We start from the raw sequence: 22749 nt of genomic DNA on the forward strand, positions 1-22749 counted from the left end.
TTGGGGTTAAAACAGGGTGGTAACACGGCGCATTCGTCCCTGACGGATGCGTCTTTTTTGCGTTCTCATTATGGCAGCGAAATGTTCTGGAGCTGTACACACTTTTCGACGAAAGAGGCTGATCTGTATGCGTCAAACCAATCTATTAGTTACCACTCTGCGCGAAGCTCCTGCCGAAGCAGAGACAAGGAGCCACCAGCTGCTGCTGCGTGCCGGATATATCCGGCAGGTGGCCGCCGGGGTATACACCTATTTGCCGCTCGGACGGCGGGTGCTGCGCAGGATGGAGCAGATCGTGCGCCAGGAGATGGAGTCAGCCGGTGCGCAGGAGGTTCTCATGCCTTCGATGCAGCCGGCAGAGCTCTGGAGAGAATCGGAACGTTATGAGGTGTACGGCAAAGAGCTGATAAAGCTCCGGGACCGTCACGACCGTGAGTTCGTGCTGGGTCCGACCCATGAGGAAGTGGTTACAGCGCTAATGCGCGCAGAGATCAGCTCTTACCGGCGGCTGCCGGTGACTGTCTATCAGATTCAGACGAAGTTCCGGGATGAACGTCGTCCGCGCTCAGGGCTTCTGCGGGGCAGGGAATTCCTGATGAAGGATGCCTATTCGTTTGATACCGACTGGGAGGGCCTGGATCTGGCCTATCAGGTGATGTACAGCGCTTATGAGCGGATCTTTGACCGCTGCGGCCTGAAGTACCGGGCGGTGCAGGCGAATGCCGGAGCGATTGGCGGCAAAGGCCAGAATCATGAATTCATGGCCCTGTCAGAGATAGGTGAGGATACGATAGCTGTGTGCTCCCTGTGCGGATATGCCGCAAATCTGGAGCAGGCGGAAGTGCAGAGCGAGGCCGTAACGCATATACAAGATTGTGCCGGACGGCCTGCCCCTGAGCGATTCCATACGCCTGCCCAGAAGACTATTCAGCAGCTGGAGCAGGAGAGTCAGCTCAGACCGCAGGAGATCATCAAGACATTAATCTTCACGGGCGGAGGCAAGACCGTTGCTGTGCTGGTCCGTGGAGATCATGAGGTGAATGAGCTGAAGGTGCAAAAGTACCTCGGCTGCGTTGACATTACGCTGGCTGATGCTGAGCATGTGCAGGAGGCTGCCGGAACCGGAAGCGGTTATGTCGGTCCTGCCGGATTGTCCGTGCCTATCCTGGTGGATGCTGCTGTTGCAGCCATGACAGAAGCAGTCACAGGCGCGGGGGAAGAGGATTACCATCTGCGTGGAGTGGTGCCCGGCCGGGACTTTCCGCTGACGCAGGTGGGGGATTTCCGTAATGCGGTTACCGGCGACAGATGTCCGCAGTGCGGCGAAGGCGAGCTGGATTTCCAGCAGGGCATCGAGGTTGGGCATGTCTTCAAGCTGGGCACGGTCTACAGTGAGAAGCTGGGGGCAGATTATTTGGATGCAGACGGCCGCAACCGGTCTATGGTAATGGGCTGCTACGGCATGGGAATCTCCCGCTTGCTGGCCGCAGTGGCTGAGCAGAACAACGATGACCAGGGGCTGATCTGGCCGCCGGGTCTGGCTCCATATACAGTTCATATTCTTCTGGTGTCGGTCAAAGATACAGCGCAGCGTGAGCTGGCCGAAGCCCTGTATGCACGGCTGACCGCCCTGGGCATCGATACCCTGCTGGACGACCGCGATGAGCGGGCCGGGGTCAAATTCAAGGATGCCGGACTGATCGGTATACCGGTTGCGCTGGTGGTCGGCAAGCTGGCCGCTGAGCAGAGGGTTGAATACATGGACCGCAGAACGGGTAACAAGGAAGTAATTGATATTGGCGAGGCCGTGCTGCGCGTAAGCAGTCTGAGGTCCGCACCGGATACTGCTTTTGCTTGAATTGAAGCTCTGGTAAAATAGGGGAATACCGCATGAATTGCCGCCTTGGAGAGGAGGGAAATGCATGTTTGGACGCCTGAGGCGCAGGCTTGACAATGCCAGACAGATGCAGAAAATGCGTAAGGAGCATCCTGAGGAGATCCGCCGTCTACTGGAAGAGCGGGCCAGGGAACAGCAAGCCCCGGTTGCACCTGCACCCGCAAAGTCCGGGCCGTGGATTATCTTCTTCCGGTGTATTCTGTATTTTCTGACCGTGCTTATTGTGCTGATTACCTTCCTGGGGGGACCGCAGAGTAATGCGCCCGTCTTCACCATACTTTCCTTTGGTCTGCTGCTGGCTGTTCTGTATGTGATCGCGGGGCTTGCCCAGCCTGCAATCGTATTTTTCCGCAAGCACTGGTCCAGGGGAGATGTGCTTGAGCTGTTCAGCCTGATCATCGGGGCGCTGCTCATTCTGATGGCGGTATTTCGCCCTTAAGCGGCAGGCCTCAATAATGAGCAGCGGATTTTGGGGTCCAGGAATGGTATAATAGACTACTGGACAACTTTTGTAATGAACCGAGGGTAAGGAGCGATTATTGTTGAAGACACTCATTATTGCGGAGAAACCGGACATGGGGCGGAATATCGCCGCCGCAATAGAACCGAAGGCCAAAAACTACCGTTCCTATCTGGAAGGGGAGCAGTACATCATCACCTGGGCGATCGGGCATCTGATTGGCCTGGCAGAGCCCGAAGCCTACGACAATAAATATAAAAAATGGAACATTAATGATCTGCCGATCATCCCCGAGGAGTTCAAGCTGCTGCCCAATGCACGCACCATGGATCAGCTGAAGGTGATCGGGGAACTGGCGAAGCGCAGCGATCTGCTGGTGAACTCCTGCGATGCCGGGCGTGAGGGCCAGCATATTTTCTCGCTGATCCAGCGCTACCTGGAGCTGAACCAGCCGGTGAAGCGGCTGTGGATCTCCGATCTGACGCCGGAGACGATCCGCAAGGGCTTCCAGGAGCTGAAGGACGGATCGGAATACGAGAATCTGACCAAAGCGGCCCGGGCGCGCAGCGAGGCGGACTGGCTGATCGGAATGAACGGCTCGCGCGCTTTTACCACCAAGCATAATGTACTGCTCTCTGTAGGCCGGGTGCAGACCCCGGTGCTGGCGCTGATCTATGACCGTCAGAAGACCATTGAAGCATTCTCCTCGCTGAAGTTCTTTGAGGTGGAAGGACATTTCACCCAGAATGAGCTGACGTATAAGGGAATGTGGCAGGGCGACCGGTTAACGGAGGGTGCGAAGGCAGAGGCGCTTGCGGCCAAGGTCAAAGGCAAGCCCGCCCGGATTGTTCTCTATGAGGTCAAAGAGACCAAGGAATATCCGAACAAGCTGTACGATCTGACGCTGCTGCAGCGTGAGGCGAACGGGAAATATGCCTTCTCCGCCAAGAAGACACTGGACATCGCCCAGGCGCTGTATGAGAAGCATAAGGTAATCTCGTACCCGCGTACCAACTCCAACTATGTCACGGAGCAGAATATTCCTGAAATGCACAAGACGCTGTCGGCCCTTCAAGGGACGCAGTACGACGATTGGGTGAAGGGTGCGAACCGGAACCTGGTTCATAAGGGCAATAAGTTTATCTGTAATCCGTCCAAGGTGGAGGATCACCATGCGATTCTGCCGACGAACCGCAGAGCGAACGGGCTGAGTGCGGATGAGGCCAAGCTCTATGATCTGATCGTGCGCCGCTTCCTCTCCCAGTTCTATCCGGCTGCGGAATACAAGGTGCATACGGTGATGACTGAAGTGGAAGCCGAGAAGTTCAAGACTACAGTCAAGGAGCTGCTCAGCCTCGGCTGGAAGGTGATCTACGCAGACCAGAAGAAGGATAAGTCCAAGCCGGCCAAGGGCAAAGGCAAGGAGGACGACGAGGAAGAGGAGCTTGAGGTGAACGAGCCGTTCTCGGTCAACGCGGACGGTGAGGTGCTCTGCAGCGATGCCATTGTGAAAGAGAAGGATACCCAGCCTCCGAAGCATTACACGGAAGGGACCTTGCTAAAGGCGATGGAGAGCGCAGGCAAGCAGATTGAGGACGAAGAGCTGCGCGATGCCATGAAGGATTCAGGGCTGGGCACTCCGGCGACCCGGGCCGCTACGATTGAACGGCTGAAGAATGTCGGCTATGTGGAGATGCAGGGGAAAAAGATTGCCATCACCCAAAAGGGGCGGACGGCGGTTGAGCTGATCCGCGGGGCAGGCGTGGAGCTGCTGACCTCCCCGGAAATGACCGGGCAGTGGGAGCGCCGCCTCAATGAAATTGCCCGCGGCACCGCAGCGGACGGACAATTCATGGAGAACGTCAAGCGGTTCGCTTCGATGATTGTGGACAAGGTCCGGGTGCAGTCGCGCGCCGCCAAGACCTCCTTCGAAGGGGATACACCTTCGCTGAATAGCGGCGGCAAGGGCCGCAGCCCGGCTGCTGGGTCGCGCAAGCCCGCCGAATCCAAAGCGGCTGAACGCAAGCCGGCAACGGCCAAACCGCGCAGCGCGGTGTCTGCCGCGGCCGGGAAGAGCGGGGATACCGGGCCGAAGGTTATCGGCAGCTGCCCGCGTCCCGGCTGCGGCGGTATGATCTTCATGGGCCGCAAGGGCTACGGCTGCTCCCATTATAAGGAGGGCTGCGCCTTCGTGATCTGGAAGGAGAATCACGGACGCATGCTCACCGACACCCAGGTGAAGGCCCTGATTGAGAAGGGCCGAACCGGGAAGCTGAAGCTGACAGGTGAAGACGGCGCGCCGCTTGAAGGCAAGCTGGTGCTGCAGAATAAGGATACCGGCCAGCTGGCCGTGGAATCATAATTCCTAAATACCAAAAGCGCCCCGGCCAAATTTTCATGGCGGGGCGCTTTGTTATAGGATGATGAGCTTCACCTGCAAGCAAGATTACGGGGATTCATTCAAAGCTGCTTCAATGGCGGCACTTAAGCCTTCATAGGAGGAATCCGGCAGCAGGACGCCGTTCACCATGAATTTCGGTGTGCCGTTGACGCCGTAGGCTCCGGCGATTTTGAAATCCTCTTTGACATCGTACATATACGTATGGTTCTTCAGATCCTGTTCGAACCGCTCTTGGTCAATCCCTGCAATATTGTCCTTCACGAACTTAAGGATGAACTTCTGGGTTGCCCAGATCTTGCTCTCATCACCCTGGCTCTCGTAGAGCTTGTGGAGATACTCCCAGAACTTCTCATTATTCTGCTGATAGATAGCTTCCCCGGCACTTGCGGCCAGATAAGAGTCCCGGTCAATGAAGGCGAAGTTCATGAAGTAGAACTGGACTTTCCCGCTGTCTACGTAGTCTTTGATGAACGTATCCAGGTAGGAGGCGGTCCAATTTTTGCAGGCAGGGCATTTGAAATCGGCGAATTCAATCACCTTCACCTTGGCGGATTCGCTGCCCAGATGCGGCTGCTTCTCGTATTTCAGCCCGTCCACCACGATCTTGCCCTTCACATCGGTGTAGTTGGGGAGATTATCGAGCGCCTCAGTACCGGACGATTTGCCCTGCGTAAGGAAGAAGGCAAGAAGGGCAATCAGCAGCACGGCAATCACTGCAAGCAGCATAGGGAGCAGACGCCCGTGATTCGGGGTATTCCTGGAACGGTTAGCTTTGTTATTCATGGCCGGCCTCCTGCACGATGTGAAAATCTACTCAAATAGTATAATCATACCGGCGGCAGGCTGCCTATGCCATTTGTAACAATTGCCCGATTCTGATGATGCATGTCCATCAGCCGTGATGCTCCCGCAGCGCAGCGGTGCGGATCACCGGAGGCACCTCGTGAATGGCAGAGATGGTCATGACGGACTGCTGCATCTCCCGTTCCAGCTCAATCAGATTGTAGAGCCACTCATTCGGCTGCTTCAGGTAGATGCTATTGATCCCGGCAGTCAGCGCGGGCAGTACATCCGTACGCAGAGAGTTGCCGATCATCCAGGTGATTTTGCGGTCGAACGGATAGGTGGTCAGGATATTCTCAAGCGCCTCCACATTTTTGTGCTGGCGGATATAGATGCGGTCATCGAAATAGGCGTCAAGCTTCATTTGGGCGATTTTGCGCTGCTGGATGGTGTCGTCGCCGCCGGTATAGAGATAGAGGGAATGGCCGTCCTGCTTGAGGGTATCCAGCGTCTCTACCATGCCGGGATAAGCTTCCACCTCCTGGTCGTACACACTCATTCCCAGCTTCATCAGCTGCCGCTCCTCGAAGGCATCCGGCTTGCGGTTATATTTGCTGCAGAAGTAACGGTAGGTGGCAATCAGTGATTTCGGGAAATTGTCGCTGGCCAGGCCGCTTGTGCTAACAGTCTCGACATCGATCTCCACCTGCTTGCTGCGCAGTTCGCCGATGGTAGGCTGGTAATCGCTGAACCAGTCAGACATCAGCTCGAAATACTGTCCAAGGATAAGGTCAAAATACTTATTGCAATGCACCAGAGTATCGTCGAGATCAAAGATTACTTGTTGGGTCAAATACTTCATGAGGTTCACTCCTAAGTTGGTCTGTTAGATACGGATGTAGGACTCCAGAAACATCTGGAGCTCCGAGGCCCCGTCAGGACGTATACTGTAGCGTTCGGTGCCTTCACCGCGCAAATGGACCCGCAGAAGTCCGGCGACTCTTAGACTAAGCAGGTGATGCATCAGCATCTCCCGGGACAGGCTCAGCTCAGACTGCATCTCCCACAGTGTCTTCGGTTCGTTCGCTACGAAGCGCAGCAGTCTCAGCCGGGTAGGATCAGAGAGAGCCTGTGTTAAACGAAGCAGCACCGTTGGAGGCTCCTCCTCATTGTCTGAAGGGACATCTACCGGATATTGCACCAGCATCAGGTTCTTGTAGAAGCAATACGTGTTGATCGGCCGGTTATGCACGGTAGGCAGCAGCACAATCGTCTTCAGCCCGGGAATGTCCTCAATGACAATTCCGCCGGAAGCATATTCGATCAACGGGACCATGTCCATTTTGCTCTCCAGCATTTTTTTCTCAGAGGCGTCTTCAATCAGCAGCGGCAGCAGGGTATGCTCCACATGGCGGAAATAATGCTCATACCATATCCGCAAAAGAGGCGTGTATCCGTTCTTGATCCGCGCGCATTCCTCGGCCGTAAAGCTGTGGAAGAACGGCTCGGTCCGCCGGAGGCAATCCTCCAGAGACGAGCTCTCCAGCTCAGCCAGGAACTGCAGCACCTTGGAAGCCTCGCCCCGGCTGTAGGCCCAGGCGTAGAGTACATCATAATCTTCGAACGGCCACTCGGCGGCCTGCTTCAGTGCAGCCAGCTGTGCGGGGGTGAAGCGGCCATCCACATCCCGGATCCAGTCGGTGCCGATGTCCAGATTGGAGGTCCATTTCTTGGTTACATATAACATGAAACTGTCCAGCAGTTCGTATACGGGGGAAACATCAATGTTAAGTTCATACTTCATTTAAGCCGGGTCACCTCCAGAAAATCAGTCACTTCTATATATTATCTCTTGTTTTGAAGAGGGTTGTCTACTATAATGTTCGGTGTTTGCCTGCATGGACATCAGGTTCGCACATCAATGAATTACATAGGAGGATTTATTTGTGTCAGATTCTACACCGATGCCGCATGGACAGAGCGGTAGAATGAATTATTCGATATTGATTGCCGTGATTATTCTGGCAGGGCTGAGCCAGGGGATGCTGCTGCCGGTCTTATCTATTCTGCTGGAGCAGGAAGGCGTATCGTCCTCGCTGAACGGACTTAACGCGGCCGCCTTGTATGTAGGCTCATTTGCCATGACCCTGATTGCAGAAAGGGTACTTGGCGCCATCGGCTTCAAGAAGCTAATCGCCGCGGGTCTCGCGCTGGTGCTGGTATCACTCCTGCTGTTCCCGCTACTTACCGGCGTGAAAATCTGGTTCGTGCTCCGCGTGCTGGTCGGGATCGGCGATTCGGCGGTGAATTACGCCGCGCAGCTCTGGGTGCTGCTCATGACACCGGCGGAGCACCGTGGACGGAACCTGTCGCTCTACGGGATGTCCTACGGACTGGGCTTCAGCCTCGGACCGCTGGGCATCAGCCTGCTGCGGTTCGGGCAGCCCGCACCGTTCCTGATTACAGCCCTGCTGTTCGTAATCGTGCTGCTGATTGTGGGCTTCAAGCTGCCTGACTCGCGGCCGGAAGCAATGGATCACAGCGAAGGCCAGGCGAGCAGATTCGGCCGGAGCTACCGGCTTGCTTGGTATGCGCTGATTCCGGCGCTGCTATACGGCTATATGGAAGCCAGCCTGAACAGCAGCTTCCCGGTATACGGGCTGCGCACCGGATTCAGTGCAGACCAGATTGCCGCTTTGCTGCCCTTTGCAGGCATTGGAGGCCTGCTCCTCCAGCTGCCGCTCGGCATATGGAGCGACCGTTATGGCCGCAAGGCCATCCTGATTGCTGCGGGGACAGGAGGCGGCCTGGCCTTCACACTGCTTCCGCTTACCGGCGACCATTTCCTGCTCACCCTGCTGGTGCTGATGGCGGCCGGGGGACTTGTCGGCTCCTTTTTCTCACTAGGATTAAGCTATGCCGCTGATATCCTGCCGCGCAAGCTGCTTCCGGCTGCCAATGTAGTCGCTTCCTTCCATTATAGTCTGGGAAGTATTGCGGGTCCGGGTATCGGCGGGCTGCTGCTGCAATTCGGCTGGGGCGGCAGTGTGTTTGCCGTAATGGGCGGCCTGTATATTGTATTTGGGTTGGCAGGGTTATTGTTCTCGCCACGGAAGACGATATGAGGTAGAATAAGAACGAATGCTCGCATGGAATTTGATCCCGCTTTCAGAGTACACTATAGAGTAGAGTCGAAGACAGGAGAGGCTGACCTATGATTACAGTTGAACATTTGGCCAAAGCGGTCGGGGAAGATAAAACACCGGTGCTTCAGGATATCGGATTTCAATTAGAACCGGGAGAATTTGTAGCGCTGCTGGGAGCCAGCGGCAGCGGGAAATCCACACTGCTGCGCTGCCTTGCGCTGCGTGAGAAGTGGGACAGAGGGAATTTCAGGGTAGATGGGCAGGATATTATGAAGAGCCCCTTCGCCGGCAAACGTAAGATCCGCCGGGAATGGGCTTATCTGGAGCAGAATGCGGAGCTGAATCCGAACCGCACTGCACTGAAGAATGTGCTGATCGGACAGGCCTCCCAGACGCCGCTGTGGCGGATGGCTACAGGCATGGTCCGCTCAGATGATTATATGGGGGCGATGGACCAGCTTGATCTGCTTGGCCTGCTGGACAAGGCCAAGCTGAAGTCCGGCCAGCTCAGCGGCGGTGAACGTCAGCGTGTAGCCATTGCCCGGGCATTGGTCCACGGCGCCAAGGTCATCCTGGCGGATGAGCCGGTGACAGGCCTTGACCCCAAGACTGCGGAGAATGTGCTGGAGACCCTCCGCAATCTGTGCAAGGAGACAGGCCTTACCGTGCTTACGGTGCTGCCGATCGAGCTGGCCGAGCGTTATGCCAGCCGTCTGTGGGTGCTGGAGGACGGAAGAATTAAGCATGATGTCAAAGGACGCCGGCTGACCTCACAGGAGCGGCTGCATCTGTGAAGTAAGGCAAGGCGTTCAGTAAGGAGAGCGTAAATGAAGTTGAATATGCGTATGCGTGTGCTGGGAGGACTTGCCGCAGCCGCCCTGTCGCTGTTTACCCTGCCCGGCTGCACCTTCATCAGCGATCCGGTATCCCAGATGAGGGTGCCCCAGCTGCCTGCGGACAAGGCTTCGCTGATGGCAGCGATTAATTCTTCATTGAAGGCACTGGATGGCACTTTAACCCGTCCAGCCAATGCGGATAACAGCTCGATTTTCACCGAGGACCTGGATCGTGACGGCGTGATGGAGACGCTTGTGTTCTACCAGACGAAGAATGAAGCTGTGGTGATGCACGGGATGATTCTGGAGAAGCAGGGGGATACCTGGGTCAAGAAGCTGACCTTCGACGGCGACGGCACCATGCTGGATTCTGTGGAGCTCAGAGATGTAACGGGGGACGGCAAGCTCAATATTGTGACCGGCTATTCCCGCGGGGAAGAGAAGGGCGTGAAGGGCATGGTTGTCTACAGCTATTCCGGGGGAGTGCTGGAAGAGATTCTAACCAAGCCGTATACCAAATATATCATCGATGATCTGAATGAAGACGGGATTGCAGATATTACCGTGGTATACTTCAAGCGTAATGAATTCGCTACAATAACTACCTACCAGTACAATGACAGCTTCAAGGTGCTGGATGAGCTTGACGACCTGGACCCTTATTTCAATAGTTATTACAATATTGTCTCAGGAAAAGTAGCTGCGAATAAAGAAGGTATAGTTCTGGATTCTGCTGTGGATTCGCGGTCAGCCTATACAACAGTGGTTGTAATGGAGAATAACAAGCTGCGTGTGGTGGTTCCAGGGGATGCCAGCACCTTCAAGGACCGCAAAATTGTCAGCGAGGATATTGATCTGGACGGCATTATTGAGATTGGCATGCTGGTTCCTCCCAAGGGCTGGGAATATTTCGATCCTGAGACCATTCCGTATTTCAATTCCTATTACAAATGGGACGGGAAAAACGGCCTGACCTTCAGTACCCAGCTCTATAATGATCCGCTGGACCGGTTCACCATTAACTTCGCCCCCGAATGGCAGGAGCGGGTGACGGTGGACACAAAGTCGGTTCAGAACAAATCGCTCAAATTCATTATGACGGATACCGGGGAGACCGTCGCTGAAGTAACGTTCTTCTCGCCTGCAGAATGGGACAATGTGAAGAACACCGGCTGGAAGCTGCTCGGACGGGATCTGGATAAAATGATCGGATACCGGGGAGAACTGGAACAAAGTACAATTGGAGGAGAGGACGGACGAATTAAATCCTCTATTGAAAGGAAGGGAATCGATGAGTAAAGTACTGATACTGGAGGATGAAGAATCCATCCGCAGTTTTATTGTCATTAACCTGAAGCGCAACGGCTTTGAGGTGCTGGAGGCGGCGGATGGCCATGAGGCGCTGCATAAGCTGAGCACAATCCATGACATTGATATCGCCTTGTTGGATGTGATGGTGCCCGGCATCGACGGCTTTGAAGTATGCAGACGTATCCGGGAGACCAATGAACGGCTGGGAATTATCTTTTTGACGGCCAAGGTGCAGGAGCAGGACAAGGTCTATGCGCTGTCCGTAGGGGCAGATGATCATGTCAGCAAGCCGTTCAGTCCAACCGAGCTGATCGCCCGTATCCAGTCGCTGCTGCGCCGGGTCAATGTTCACCGCGAGCAGTCAGCCAAGGTATCGTTCCAATCGGGTCCATTCACCCTGGATCTGATCTCCAAGCAGTTCAAGCGGAGCGGGGAAGCGATTGAGCTTACGCCTACTGAGTTCTCGCTGGTGCAGTTCTTCCTGGAGAAGGAGAATACGCCGCTCAGCCGTGATTCCCTGCTCGATCATGTCTGGGGCAAGGAATATATGGGGGACCCTAAGATCGTTGACGTCAATATCCGCCGCTTGCGCCAAAAAATCGAGAACAATCCATCGGAGCCTGAATTCCTGCAGACGGTGTGGGGGCACGGCTATAAATGGAAAGGTCAGGTACAATGATCAAGAAGGGGATGCGCAGACAGATCGTACTGCACTATATATTAGTAGTCTTTGTAGCGCTTCTCCTCGTTGAGACGATCTTCCTGCTGGCGATCCGCACCTATTATTACAACAGTATTTACAGCAAAATCACCACGCATATCAGTGTGGCTGAGACTTTTGTGAAATATGAAATCCCGGATGACAAGTCGCAGGCCCAACTGGAGAAGCTGCTTAAGTTATTCAATGTGGAGTTTACCGAGCTGGAGGTCCTGACGCTTAAAGGGGATATTATTACCAGCTCAACCGGGTTCCAGCCGGACCGGACGATCACCACCAGTGATGTCCCCGAGGCGGTAGGCGGCAATATCGGCCGTTGGGTGGGCCGTCAGGCCGGTACTAATGAGAATGTTATGGCGGTATCCAAGATGGTGCAGATCAACGCTCATGACACCTATGTCCTGCGTTATCTGACATCTATGGAGGGCGTGAACAGTAATCTGCTTAATCTGACTCTGCTCTCCATTGCCATCGGTGTAGCAGTGCTGACGATTGTTCTGCTGCTCAGCTTCGGTCTCGCCAATTCGATTGTGCGTCCGCTGAATAATATTACGGCAGTGTCAGCACAGATGGCGAAGGGCAAGTTCACGACCCGGATCAAAGGCGATTACCGTTATGAGATCGGGGCACTTGCTTCAACGCTGAACTATATGGCGGACGAGATTGTCCGCAGTAATCAGATTAAGGATGATTTCATCTCCTCGATCTCCCATGAGCTGCGCACTCCGCTGACCAGCATCAAGGGCTGGAGCGAGACTCTGGTCTCCGGGGGCTATGATCCTGAAGAGACCAAGCTGGGGGTCGGAATTATCTCCAAGGAGAGTGACCGGCTGATCGGGCTGGTGGAAGAAATCCTCGACTTCTCGAAGCTGCAGCAGAACGAAATGAAGCTGTCGATGGGGCAGGTGGATATTAAGGTTCTGCTGCAGGAGACGCTGCTCAATATCTGGGCTAAGGCCGAGAAGAAACGGATTCACCTGCTGCTGGAATGTGAGGAGACGATCTTCATCAAGGGGGATGCCAACCGCCTGAAGCAGGTCTTCCTCAATCTGGTGGATAATGCGGTGAAGTTCTCGCCCGAGGATTCTAGCATCGTGCTGTCGGCGGAACGCCTGTCCGGTACGGAGATGGCGGTTACTGTTCGTGACAGCGGTATTGGCATTAGTGAAGCGCATCTGTCCAGAGTACGGGACCGCTTCTTCCAGGTCGATGCCCTGAACGGAGGCACGGGCCTGGGGCTGGCGATCTCCCAGCAGATCGTAGAGCTTCATAACGGCAAGCTGGAAATGGACAGTGAGCTGGGCAAGGGCACTCAGGTTACCGTCATTCTGCCGCTGGATGACAGCCAGCAGGGGAATACCCGTCCCGGCAACTCACCGGTAACTTCATAGAAGGCATACAAAAGGGATACAGCATTCATCCGGACAGACCGGAGCTGTATCCCTTTGTATGTAGCAGCCCTAAGGGCTGAACGATTGTGCTGAACGAATGTTATGAAGGCATTCCTTCCGCACGCAGACGGCCGGCCTTCTCATAGACCTCTTGAAGCAGGCGGGCAGGCTGGGTACGAACCAGCGGCTTGGCGGCGACAATCTCATGCGGGCCGACAACTACGATGTTGTCTGCACTGCCTTTGATCACAACACCATCCTTGATTACAGCCCCTTCGCCGATAATGGCGTGTTCAATCAGAACACCGCGTCCAATACGCGCACCGGGCATTACCACACTCTGCTTGATTCTGCTCAGCTTGCCGATCTCTACACCGCTGAAGATGACCGAGCGCTGAGGGCTGCCTTCGAGCTGGCAGGTTTCGTGAATCAGGCAATCTGCTGAAGCAGCTTGTTGAGTGCGGGGTCTGATCGCAGCCAGCTTGGTGCGTTGTGCACGGCTGTACATCGGCCAGCGTGAGTTATCAAGCTGGAAGCCGTCTTCTTGCAAGAGATCCATATGAGCTTCCCAGAGGCTGCCAACAGTACCTACATCTCTCCAGTAGCCCTCGAAGCGGTAAGCGAACAGTTCATCATTCGCATCCAGCATGGATGGAATGACATCCTTACCGAAGTCATGACCGGACTCCGCATTTGCAGCATCCCGCAGCAAATGAGCCTTCAAATACGCCCACTCGAACAGATAAATACCCATGGAAGCCAGGTTGCTCTTCGGCGCCTTCGGTTTCTCGGCAAATTCAGAGATCTTGAAATCTTCATCCACGTTCATCACGCCGAAGCGGCTCGCTTCATCCCAAGGAACCTCCATAACCGATATCGTTGCCTTCGCAGACTTGGCGATGTGATAATCCAGCATTTTGCGGTAGTCCATGTGGTAGATATGGTCTCCCGACAGAATAAGTACATGCTCCGGGTTCTGACTGTCAATATATTCAATATTCTTATAAATAGCATCGGCGGTGCCTGTATAGCTGTCTCTTCCTTCAATCCCTGAAGGGAGCAGCCTTACACCCCGGTCACTGCGGCTGTGCAGCCCCCAGGGCTCACCTTCACCGATATGCTGATGCAAGGACTCTGCTTCGTACTGAGTCAGTACTCCGATAGTATCAATCTTGGAATTCACACAGTTGCTGAGGGGAAAATCAATAATTCTGTACTGTCCGCCGAAAGGGACTGCAGGCTTAGCCATGCTGGAAGTCAACGGGGCCAATCTGCGGCCTTCCCCGCCTGCAAGAAGCATAGCGATACATTCTTTCTTACTCATGTGTTATCCCTCCCATTTTTTTGTCAATGCTTGTAATATACACGCAAGCTGGGCGCTTGAAACGGCATAGGTGAATTATATTGCTGCATATCTGCAAAAATTACATTTTTATTTTCAATATTCAGAAATTGCCCCGCCTTCGCTCAAAATCATTTTCAAAATCTATATATTCGGGTAATGTAATAGGTGCATCATATATCCTAAGGTGGTGATGATTTGGCCGATTTACCAAAAACAGAAAACCTCCCGTCCGCTGAAGATATTTATCTGTTCCATGAGGGCACGAATTATCGCAGCTATACGATGCTTGGCGCGCACATTGCCGTCCAAGAAGGGCAGGCCGGCGTTCGCTTTACCGTGTGGGCTCCTCATGCGGCATATGTAGGACTGGCGGGAGATCATAACAGCTGGGATGGAACATCCGATCTTGATACGTTATATAAGATACCCGATTCAGGATTTTGGAGTCGTTTTTTCCCGGAAATGGAGCCGGGAACTTTTTACAAATACAGGATTACAGGAGCAGATGGGACAAGCTTCCTCAAAGCAGACCCATATGCCTTCCACGCGGAAGTGCGTCCGGCCACTGCATCCGTTGTAGCGAATCTGGACGGCTACAAATGGGGGGATGCTGCTTGGCGGCGGAAGAGTAAAGGTCCGTATCAGGCACCCATGAATATTTATGAAATGCATCTGGGCACCTGGCGTCAGAAGGAGGACGGCGAGCTCTACACTTATCGGGAGATCAGCAGTCTGCTGATTCCTTACCTGAGCGAGATGAGCTATACCCACGTGGAGTTCATGCCGCTCGCTGAACATCCTTATGATCTGTCCTGGGGCTACCAGGGAACCGGTTATTTTGCTGCTACCAGCCGCTTCGGAGAGCCGCAGGATCTGATGTATCTGATCGATCAGCTGCATCAGGCAGGCATCGGAGTCATTCTGGACTGGGTTCCGGCCCATTTTGCCAAGGATGCTCATGGTCTGCGCCTGTTCGACGGTTCGCCGCTGTATGAGTATGCCGATCCGATGCTGGCGGAGAAGCCGGGCTGGGGCACCTTGTCCTTCGATTTCAGCAAGCCGGAAATCTCATCCTTCCTGATCTCCAATGCCTTGTTCTGGTTCGAGAAGTATCATATTGACGGCATGCGGGTGGACGCGGTTACGAGTATGCTGCGGCTTGATTTCGAGAAGGAACCCCATCAGTACCGGACGAATGAGCATGGCGGGCTGGAGAATCTGGAGGCCATCCGGTTCATTCAGCAGCTCAACCAGACGATCTTCCGGTATTATCCGAAGGCGCTCATGATGGCGGAAGAATCCAGTGCCTGGCCGGGCGTCACCTCGCCGGTGCATGAAGGGGGCCTGGGCTTCAACTACAAATGGAATATGGGCTGGATGAATGACACCTTAGGCTACATAGAACGGGATTTCGATTCGCGCCCTTATCATCATAATTTGTTGACCTTCCCGATATGCTATGCGTATGCCGAGAACTATACACTGCCGCTGTCGCATGACGAAGTGGTGCACGGCAAGAAGTCGCTGCTGGACAAAATGCCGGGGTCCTATGAGCAGAAATTCGCCGGTCTGCGCCAGCTTCTCGGATATCAGATCAGCCATCCGGGCAAGAAGCTGCTGTTCATGGGCGGAGAGTTCGGGCAATTCATTGAATGGAAGGATCAGGATCAGCTCGACTGGCTGCTGCTGGATTATGAGAGCCATCGCCGGATGCTGGCCTATACGGCTGCACTGAATAAGCTATACCTTGCCGAAAAAGCCTTGTGGGAGCTGGACCATGACATGGCAGGCTACCAGTGGATCGATGCCGACGACAGCGGGCAGAGTGTTGTATCCTATATGCGCAGAGGCAAACGTCCGGTGGATACGCTGCTCATTATCATCAACTTCCAGCCGGTGGAGCGCCGCCATTACCGCATTGGCGTACCGCGCCCTGGCATATATGAGGAATTATTCAGCTCAGAGAACAGCGAATACGGTGGATCAGGCTTCCACAACGAGCCGCTGAAGAGCACCAAGACCGAGTGGCATAATCAGGTGAACAGTGTAGAGCTGACCCTGCCGCCGCTTAGCTTCGTGGTGCTTAAGAAGTCAGGCCGCAAGACCGTTTAAACGCAGGAAGTGTCCGAGTAAGCAACTATATAAGGGGGAGAATGGAATGAAAGTATTATTTGCCGCAGCGGAAGCCCATCCATTTATCAAAACAGGCGGACTGGCCGATGTCATCGGCGCTTTGCCGAAGGCCCTCAAGGCGGCCGGGGTCGATGTCCGGGTGATTCTGCCCAAATACAAAGGCATTCCTGAGAAGTATTCCGCACAGATGGAGCATGTCGCCACGCTGGAGGTCCCGATTGGCTGGCGCAATCAGTATTGCGGGATCGAGAAGGTGGTATTTGAAGGGATTCCCGTCTATTTCATCGACAATGAGTATTACTTCGGCCGTGACGGGATTTATGGCTATATGGATGACGGCGAGCGGTTCGCGTACTTCAACCGGGCGGTGCTGGAATGCCTGCCGGCCATTAGCTTCCAGCCGGATGTAATCCATTGCCATGACTGGCATGCTGCGGTAGTTCCGCTGCTGCTGCAGGCGCATTACCGGCATAATCCGTTCTACAGTGAGATGCGTACGGTATTCACCATACATAATCTCTTGTATCAGGGAGTCTTCCCGTATACGGTGCTGGGAGAGCTGCTGGGTCTGGACGACAGTTATTTCCTGGGCGTGGAGTATTACGGGAATGTGAATTATATGAAGGGCGGGATTGTTTACAGTGACCATGTCACCACCGTCAGCCCGACCTATGCTGATGAGATCCGGACCCCGTACTACGGGTATGGTCTCGATGGTCTCCTGACTGCGCGTTCTGACGCGCTGAGCGGCATTGTTAACGGAATTGATACCAAGAGCTATAATCCGTCCAGTGACAGTGCAATCTTCACCAAGTACCGTTCCAACCTGGCTAAGAAAGCCGAGAACAAGCTGGGACTCCAGCAGGAGCTTGGATTGCCGGTAGCCCCTTACATTCCTATGGTAGCGATGGTTACGCGTCTGGTGGATTCCAAAGGACTGGATCTGCTGACCCGTGTGCTGGATGAGCTGCTGTACTATGATGACATTCAGTTCGTGCTGTTAGGGACGGGGGATGAAGTCTACGAACGCTGGTTCCGCGAGGCACAGTGGCGTTATCCGACCAAGCTGTCCTCACAGATTACCTTCAGTGATGCCTTATCCCGCAAAATCTACGCCGCCAGCGACATCTTCCTGATGCCGTCCAAATTCGAGCCTTGCGGCATCAGCCAGCTGCTGGCATTGCGTTACGGCAGCATTCCGGTGGTCCGTGAGACAGGCGGACTGAACGATACCGTGCAGGCGTACAACGAATATACCGGAGAGGGCAATGGCTTCACCTTCAAGGATTACAACGCCCATGATATGATGCATACGCTCCGCCGCGCCGTATCGTTCTACCACAAGCCCGAGCACTGGAAAAAAGTAGCCAAAAACGCATTCTCCGGCGACTACAGCTGGAACGTATCCGCTCAGCAGTATATTGATATTTATAACAAGATTACTGTAGCTGCTGAGGAATAGTATTATTGATTTTGCTTTAAAAAAAGGCACTCACCCGATCAGCTTGAACAGGAGAGTGCCTTTTTGTGTTTAGGTGTAAGCTCAAGTATAAGGATAAGAATGCGGTAATTTCGATTGAAATTCTTTTAGACTCACGATCTGGTTCCCGGGATTAAATTCGATTAAGGAGACTCCGTCAAACGCATCGTTCACTGCATCATACTCATACTTAAAGTACCATTCCACCACAGTCATATGGCCTTGATGAATAAATTGCTTGATCGTCCAGTTCAATACCGTGCCACGCGTATTCCAGTCCTCGAACCACAATAACAGAGTGTCAAATCCCCTATACTGAGGACCGTAGCTTTCGGTATACACGATGTTCGGATCGAAGATTGTGCTTAATATAGAGTTGTCCTTGTTAATCCATGAATCGAAATATTGTCTGATCCGCTGCTCACGTTCAATCATTAGATCCCACCTCCACAATATGCCGGAACAGAATCCGGTACTCGTACGGCTCCAGCGCCACATTCATCATCCCGCGTTCCGGGGCTACTGCTTCGCCGGTCAGCGCATCCAGCCAGTCACTGGTCTCCATCGGGTGGCTGAGCGTGCGGGGCTGCGGCGAATTGTTCATCCAGACCGTGAAATGGATCAGCTCATCTGCACGCTCATAGACGATGCACGGGTCATGCTCGCAAGCCTGAAGAATCCGGAAGCGGCCTTCACGAAGCGCCTTATTCTCCTTGCGCAGATTAATCATCATCCGGTAAAAGCCATACAGCTCACGGTCCTGCTTATCCAGGTCCCATTCCATGCATTTGCGGCAATCCGGGTCCTCGTGGCCGGTCAGGCCAATCTCATCGCCGTAATAGATACAGGGGGTGCCCATGAACGTGAACAGGAAGACGACCGTCAGCTTCAGCTTCCGTTTGTCTTCACCAAGCACAGTGAGCAGGCGGGGAGTGTCATGGCTGCCGAGCAGATTGAAGACCACCTCGTTCGTCTGCTGCGGATAACGCATGAGCAGGCCGCCGATCCGGTGACCGAAGGTGATGCCGTCCATCCCGCCGTTGAAGAATTCCAGCACCGTCCCCGAGAAGGGATAGTTCATCACCGAATCGAACTGGTCGCCGAGCAGCCAGGTTAAGGAGTCGCTCCATACCTCGCCGACGATGTAGGCATCTTGGTTCGCGGCTTTGACCACCTTGCGGAAATCGCGCCAGAAGTGATGGTCCACCTCGTTGGCCACATCCAGCCGCCAGCCGTCCACCTTGATCTCCTTGATCCAGTATTCGGCCACCTCCAGCAGATAAGATTTTACTTCATGATTGGCGGTGTTGAACTTCGGCATATTGCCGTAGAAGCCGAACGTGTCATAGGTGGGAATACCGTCCGCAATCTCAGCCGGAAAAGAGTTCACATGGAACCAGTCCCGGTAGACTGAATACTCCCCTTTGGCCAGAACATCCTGGAAGGGCGGGAACTGGTCGCTGCAATGGTTAAACACCGCGTCAAGCATGACGCGCAGGCCCCGCCTGTGGCATTCCTCGACGACCTGCTTCAGCAGCTCATTATCGCCGAAATGCGGGTCGACTCTCCGGTAATCCACAATGTCATATTTATGGTTGGAAGGGGAGACGAACAGCGGCGTGAAGTAGAGGGCATTGACGCCCAGCTCCTGCAGATCATCCAGATGATCCAGCACACCCTGAAGGTCGCCGCCGAAGAAATTATTCAGCTCGGGCTTGCCGCCCCAAGGCTGCGTGCCTTCCGGATTAATCAGGGGATTGCCATTCGCGAACCGCTCGGTCATGATCTGGTAGAACACGGCATCCTTTGCCCAGGGAGGAACCCGGAACAAGTCGATCCCGTGGATATAAGGAAATTCGTAGAAGTGATTCGGCGGCGGGGGACACTCAGAGCGAATACCGTTATCAAGCAGATAGACCGTCTCCATCCCCTTACTCACGCGAAAAGTATAGCTAAGCCGCTTATACTTGGGCCGGACCGCCGCTTCCCAGTAGTCGAATTTGTCATCGGAGGCGGCCTTCTCCATGATAATATCATAAGAGGTATGCTGCCAATCGTACTTGTCGCCGGTCAGGGCAACTACGTAGTCCACATCATCACGTTTGGTGCGCACACGCAGATGAATCGTTTCAGTATCATAGGCATAGGCCCATTTGTCACGGGGAACATGGTACATCGCTTCAAGCAGCATAGTAGCACCTCCTGTAAGTTGGGTGGAAGCTTGAGAAACATGCGATACTTCCTATATACGCCAGTGTAATGATTCGTGCGGCAATTGGAGATAATCTATAGTAGATAGTATTATATACCACCTTCATAGGATGTGCATTTTTTTGTCTTCGTAACAGGTTTTTGTCACAAATTCGTCTTTGCATATTCATGCGAAGTGTTTTATAATAAATCGGTCAATCGGTCAGTTAGTCATTGGGACAGATTAGAGATAGAATATAAATAGAGTAAGGGAGACGGAACAAATGAACAAATGGGGTAAACTTTCTATGGGGCTGCTGCTGGCAGCAGGACTCTTGGCCGGATGCGGCTCCAATAATGATAAGAACAACACCGCAGCAAGCGGAAATGGCGGAGCAGCAAGCACAGAGGCTCCTGCCAAGAAGCTGATTATGGGTACAAGCGCAGACTTTCCTCCATATGAATTCCACAAGATGGTTGAAGGTACAGATACGATTGTTGGTTTCGATATCGAGATTGCCAAGGAGATCGCCGCTGATTTGGGCCAGGAGCTGGAGGTTAAGGATCTTCCGTTCGACTCTTTGCTGAATGAGCTGGCGAGCGGCCGGATCGATATGGTGATCTCGGGACTTAGCCCGACACCGGAACGCGCTGAAGCTGTAGGTCTCTCGGACATCTACTATAAGGCAGAGCAGGCTGTCGTAGTGCGTGAAGCCGACAAGGACAAATTCGCCAGCATGGACGCACTGAAGGGCGCCAAGATCGGAATTCAGACCGGTTCCATCCAGGAGGGGATTGCCAAGGGGATCGAAGGCGCACAGCTGACCTCCCTCAGCAAAATCTCCGAAATCGTCCTGCAGCTGCAGTCGAACCGGGTGGATGCTTCCATCATGGAAGGACCTGTTGCCAAGTCCTTTGTGAAGAACGTCAAGGGCCTCGTGATCACGGATGCCAAGCCGGAGGTTGAAGATGACGGCTATGTCATCGGTGTGAAGAAGGGCAACACCGAGCTGCTCGATCAAGTGAATAAGACACTCGGACGCCTGAACTCCGAAGGCAAGATTGATGAATTCGTAGCGGCAGCAAGCGAGCTTGCTGAGAGCAAATAACACGCGAAGCCGCATATACGGTTAGCGGAGATCAAGATAAGCCCGCAGCCGGCTGCGGGATCATGCTCTACCATGCAGAAAATGGCGGTGATCCGCCGTTTTCTATTTTTTTGAGAAGAGGAGGGTTTGAGGGCAATGAATATATTCGACATGGCTTATGAGTACCGCAATTTATTCTTATCCGGTCTGCAGTACACACTGCTGCTTGCGGTGCTGGGGGTATTCTTCGGTTTCGTACTAGGCATCCTGGTTTCGCTCCTGCGGATGTCCAAATGGAGAATTCTGCGCTTTATTGCCACCGCATGGGTGGAATTCTTACGCGGGACGCCGATGCTGGTACAGCTGTTCCTGATTCACTACGGGTTGACGGAGCTTGGACTTGAGTTCACACCCATTCAGTCGGGGGCGATTACATTAACCATCAACAGTTCTGCTTATCTGGCGGAGATTTTCCGTGCGGGGATTCAGGGGGTGGACCGCGGTCAGGTTGAAGCGGCGCGTTCACTCGGAATGAAGCAGGGGATGACGCTGCGCTACATTGTGCTGCCGCAGGCAATTAAGAATGTGCTGCCGGCTATTGGCAACGAATTTATTACCATCATCAAAGAATCTTCAATCGTGTCTATGATCGGGGTAGCAGACCTGTTCTTTCAGGCGAAAACCATTACAACGATTACGTATGAGGGTCTAACGCCCTATGTTATCATTGCAATCATGTATTTTGTCATGACATTCACACTATCCAAGCTGCTGGGTATATTGGAACGGAGGCTGAACACGGATGATCGAGGTTAAGAACCTGCGGAAGAGCTTTGGGAAGCTGGAGATCCTGAAGGGCATTGAGCTGAATATTCACAAGGGAGAGGTCGTTGTTGTCATCGGTCCCAGCGGATCGGGTAAAAGCACCTTTCTGCGCTGCCTGAACCTGCTGGAGCAGCCCACAGGCGGGGAGATCAGCTTCGAGGGTGAATCCATTACCGCGAAGCGCCATGACATCAACGTGACCCGTGAGAAAATGGGGATGGTGTTCCAGCAATTCAACCTGTTCCCGCACAAATCCGTGCTGCAGAACATTATGCTCGCCCCGCTCAAGGTGAAGAAGCAGCAGGCTGCCGAGGCGGAGAAGTACGCGATGGAGCTGCTGCGGACGGTAGGCCTTGAAGACAAGCGCGATGCTTATCCGGCCCAGCTCTCCGGCGGACAGAAGCAGCGGATCGCAATCGCCCGGGCGCTGGCCATGCAGCCGCATGTCATGCTGTTCGACGAGCCGACCTCGGCGCTGGACCCGGAGATGGTCGGTGAAGTGCTGGAGGTTATGAAGCAGCTGGCCGTGGGCGGTATGACGATGGTGATTGTAACGCACGAGATGGGCTTCGCCCGTGAAGTGGGGGACCGGATCCTGTTCATGGACGGCGGAGTGATTGTGGAGCAGGGGACACCGGCAGAGGTGTTCGGTCATCCCAAGCATGCCCGCACACGCGATTTTCTCAGCAAGGTATTATAGAAGGCTGGTTAAATAACCCCACCATATGGGGTTATTTTATTTTGG

Annotated in this window: 19 protein-coding genes; 13 read left to right on the top strand and 6 right to left on the bottom strand. The window is 53.9% G+C overall.

From position 1 onward, the window contains the following. Window positions 1-127 precede the first annotated feature (127 nt). The 3 genes from MKY96_RS10855 to MKY96_RS10865 all read left to right on the top strand — a co-directional run bounded on the left by MKY96_RS10855 (window position 128) and on the right by MKY96_RS10865 (window position 4719). A complete protein-coding gene (locus MKY96_RS10855) occupies window positions 128-1858 on the top strand; it encodes a proline--tRNA ligase (RefSeq protein ID WP_340940312.1) in 1731 nt (576 codons plus the stop codon). Between the two features lie 64 nt (window positions 1859-1922). Then, complete coding sequence (locus tag MKY96_RS10860) at window positions 1923-2336, top strand: hypothetical protein (protein ID WP_340940313.1); 414 nt, start codon at window positions 1923-1925, stop codon at window positions 2334-2336. A gap of 103 nt (window positions 2337-2439) precedes the next feature. Continuing rightward, window positions 2440-4719: a type IA DNA topoisomerase gene (locus tag MKY96_RS10865; protein WP_340940315.1), complete on the top strand. Its 2280-nt coding sequence runs from the start codon at window positions 2440-2442 to the stop codon at window positions 4717-4719. 84 nt (window positions 4720-4803) lie between these two features. Here the strand turns inward: MKY96_RS10865 and MKY96_RS10870 are convergent, their stop codons facing one another. From MKY96_RS10870 to MKY96_RS10880, 3 genes are all read right to left on the bottom strand, one after another. Then, on the bottom strand, window positions 4804-5541 hold the full coding sequence (locus tag MKY96_RS10870) for a DsbA family protein (RefSeq protein ID WP_209873688.1): 738 nt from the start codon (window positions 5539-5541) through the stop codon (window positions 4804-4806). 109 nt (window positions 5542-5650) lie between these two features. Then, window positions 5651-6403: an HAD family hydrolase gene (locus tag MKY96_RS10875; protein ID WP_340940318.1), complete on the bottom strand. Its 753-nt coding sequence runs from the start codon at window positions 6401-6403 to the stop codon at window positions 5651-5653. A gap of 24 nt (window positions 6404-6427) precedes the next feature. Next, the gene (locus MKY96_RS10880; protein ID WP_340940319.1) at window positions 6428-7345 is read right to left on the bottom strand and encodes an ArsR/SmtB family transcription factor; all 918 of its coding nucleotides are present in this window, start codon (window positions 7343-7345) and stop codon (window positions 6428-6430) included. 160 nt (window positions 7346-7505) lie between these two features. Between MKY96_RS10880 and MKY96_RS10885 the strand changes: the two genes are divergently transcribed. The 5 genes from MKY96_RS10885 (at window position 7506) to MKY96_RS10905 (ending at window position 12943) form a co-directional block, all read left to right on the top strand. After that, window positions 7506-8666, top strand: coding sequence for an MFS transporter (locus MKY96_RS10885; RefSeq protein ID WP_340944522.1), 1161 nt, complete (start codon window positions 7506-7508; stop codon window positions 8664-8666). A gap of 89 nt (window positions 8667-8755) precedes the next feature. Next, window positions 8756-9481: a phosphonate ABC transporter ATP-binding protein gene (locus MKY96_RS10890; RefSeq protein ID WP_036726471.1), complete on the top strand. Its 726-nt coding sequence runs from the start codon at window positions 8756-8758 to the stop codon at window positions 9479-9481. A gap of 33 nt (window positions 9482-9514) precedes the next feature. Then, window positions 9515-10822 (top strand): hypothetical protein, encoded by a 1308-nt coding sequence (locus tag MKY96_RS10895; protein ID WP_340940320.1) that lies wholly within the window; start codon window positions 9515-9517, stop codon window positions 10820-10822. Next, window positions 10815-11513 (top strand): response regulator transcription factor, encoded by a 699-nt coding sequence (locus MKY96_RS10900; RefSeq protein ID WP_339314724.1) that lies wholly within the window; start codon window positions 10815-10817, stop codon window positions 11511-11513. The genes MKY96_RS10895 and MKY96_RS10900 overlap by 8 nt, the downstream gene beginning before the upstream one ends. Beyond that, window positions 11510-12943: a sensor histidine kinase gene (locus tag MKY96_RS10905; protein WP_340944525.1), complete on the top strand. Its 1434-nt coding sequence runs from the start codon at window positions 11510-11512 to the stop codon at window positions 12941-12943. Before MKY96_RS10900 ends, MKY96_RS10905 begins: the two co-directional genes overlap by 4 nt. A gap of 100 nt (window positions 12944-13043) precedes the next feature. Here the strand turns inward: MKY96_RS10905 and MKY96_RS10910 are convergent, their stop codons facing one another. Next, window positions 13044-14267, bottom strand: coding sequence for a glucose-1-phosphate adenylyltransferase (locus MKY96_RS10910; protein WP_340940322.1), 1224 nt, complete (start codon window positions 14265-14267; stop codon window positions 13044-13046). Window positions 14268-14483: 216 nt separating this feature from the next. Between MKY96_RS10910 and glgB the strand changes: the two genes are divergently transcribed. Beyond that, a complete protein-coding gene (glgB, locus tag MKY96_RS10915) occupies window positions 14484-16400 on the top strand; it encodes a 1,4-alpha-glucan branching protein GlgB (RefSeq protein ID WP_340940323.1) in 1917 nt (638 codons plus the stop codon). A gap of 46 nt (window positions 16401-16446) precedes the next feature. Next, a complete protein-coding gene (glgA, locus tag MKY96_RS10920; protein WP_340940325.1) occupies window positions 16447-17883 on the top strand; it encodes a glycogen synthase GlgA in 1437 nt (478 codons plus the stop codon). Window positions 17884-17964: 81 nt separating this feature from the next. Here the strand turns inward: glgA and MKY96_RS10925 are convergent, their stop codons facing one another. Next, window positions 17965-18336 carry a nuclear transport factor 2 family protein gene (locus MKY96_RS10925; RefSeq protein WP_340940327.1) on the bottom strand — a complete coding sequence of 124 codons (372 nt, stop codon included), beginning with the start codon at window positions 18334-18336 and terminating at the stop codon, window positions 17965-17967. After that, window positions 18329-20092 (bottom strand): alpha-glycosidase, encoded by a 1764-nt coding sequence (locus MKY96_RS10930; RefSeq protein ID WP_340940329.1) that lies wholly within the window; start codon window positions 20090-20092, stop codon window positions 18329-18331. Before MKY96_RS10930 ends, MKY96_RS10925 begins: the two co-directional genes overlap by 8 nt. A gap of 283 nt (window positions 20093-20375) precedes the next feature. Between MKY96_RS10930 and MKY96_RS10935 the strand changes: the two genes are divergently transcribed. The 3 genes from MKY96_RS10935 to MKY96_RS10945 all read left to right on the top strand — a co-directional run bounded on the left by MKY96_RS10935 (window position 20376) and on the right by MKY96_RS10945 (window position 22704). Then, window positions 20376-21200 (top strand): transporter substrate-binding domain-containing protein, encoded by an 825-nt coding sequence (locus tag MKY96_RS10935; RefSeq protein WP_209873716.1) that lies wholly within the window; start codon window positions 20376-20378, stop codon window positions 21198-21200. Between the two features lie 135 nt (window positions 21201-21335). Further along, window positions 21336-21995: an amino acid ABC transporter permease gene (locus tag MKY96_RS10940; protein WP_340940332.1), complete on the top strand. Its 660-nt coding sequence runs from the start codon at window positions 21336-21338 to the stop codon at window positions 21993-21995. Further along, a complete protein-coding gene (locus MKY96_RS10945; RefSeq protein ID WP_340940333.1) occupies window positions 21982-22704 on the top strand; it encodes an amino acid ABC transporter ATP-binding protein in 723 nt (240 codons plus the stop codon). Before MKY96_RS10940 ends, MKY96_RS10945 begins: the two co-directional genes overlap by 14 nt. The last annotated feature ends 45 nt before the right edge of the window (window positions 22705-22749 follow it).

Origin of the sequence: Paenibacillus sp. FSL R7-0302, assembly GCF_038006885.1 — a bacterium.
Classification (GTDB): Bacteria; Bacillota; Bacilli; order Paenibacillales; family Paenibacillaceae; genus Paenibacillus_AQ.

Excerpts from the sequence above, each read along its gene's own strand:
- MKY96_RS10855 (WP_340940312.1), top strand. The coding sequence starts at position 128 with ATGCGTCAAACCAATCTATTAGTTACCACTCTGCGCGAAGCTCCTGCC.
- MKY96_RS10860 (WP_340940313.1), top strand. The coding sequence starts at position 1,923 with ATGTTTGGACGCCTGAGGCGCAGGCTTGACAATGCCAGACAGATGCAG.
- MKY96_RS10870 (WP_209873688.1), bottom strand. The coding sequence starts at position 5,541 with ATGAATAACAAAGCTAACCGTTCCAGGAATACCCCGAATCACGGGCGT.
- MKY96_RS10875 (WP_340940318.1), bottom strand. The coding sequence starts at position 6,403 with ATGAAGTATTTGACCCAACAAGTAATCTTTGATCTCGACGATACTCTG.
- MKY96_RS10880 (WP_340940319.1), bottom strand. The coding sequence starts at position 7,345 with ATGAAGTATGAACTTAACATTGATGTTTCCCCCGTATACGAACTGCTG.
- MKY96_RS10885 (WP_340944522.1), top strand. The coding sequence starts at position 7,506 with ATGCCGCATGGACAGAGCGGTAGAATGAATTATTCGATATTGATTGCC.
- MKY96_RS10890 (WP_036726471.1), top strand. The coding sequence starts at position 8,756 with ATGATTACAGTTGAACATTTGGCCAAAGCGGTCGGGGAAGATAAAACA.
- MKY96_RS10895 (WP_340940320.1), top strand. The coding sequence starts at position 9,515 with ATGAAGTTGAATATGCGTATGCGTGTGCTGGGAGGACTTGCCGCAGCC.
- MKY96_RS10900 (WP_339314724.1), top strand. The coding sequence starts at position 10,815 with ATGAGTAAAGTACTGATACTGGAGGATGAAGAATCCATCCGCAGTTTT.
- MKY96_RS10905 (WP_340944525.1), top strand. The coding sequence starts at position 11,510 with ATGATCAAGAAGGGGATGCGCAGACAGATCGTACTGCACTATATATTA.
- MKY96_RS10910 (WP_340940322.1), bottom strand. The coding sequence starts at position 14,267 with ATGAGTAAGAAAGAATGTATCGCTATGCTTCTTGCAGGCGGGGAAGGC.
- glgA (WP_340940325.1), top strand. The coding sequence starts at position 16,447 with ATGAAAGTATTATTTGCCGCAGCGGAAGCCCATCCATTTATCAAAACA.
- MKY96_RS10925 (WP_340940327.1), bottom strand. The coding sequence starts at position 18,336 with ATGATTGAACGTGAGCAGCGGATCAGACAATATTTCGATTCATGGATT.
- MKY96_RS10930 (WP_340940329.1), bottom strand. The coding sequence starts at position 20,092 with ATGCTGCTTGAAGCGATGTACCATGTTCCCCGTGACAAATGGGCCTAT.
- MKY96_RS10935 (WP_209873716.1), top strand. The coding sequence starts at position 20,376 with ATGAACAAATGGGGTAAACTTTCTATGGGGCTGCTGCTGGCAGCAGGA.
- MKY96_RS10940 (WP_340940332.1), top strand. The coding sequence starts at position 21,336 with ATGAATATATTCGACATGGCTTATGAGTACCGCAATTTATTCTTATCC.
- MKY96_RS10945 (WP_340940333.1), top strand. The coding sequence starts at position 21,982 with ATGATCGAGGTTAAGAACCTGCGGAAGAGCTTTGGGAAGCTGGAGATC.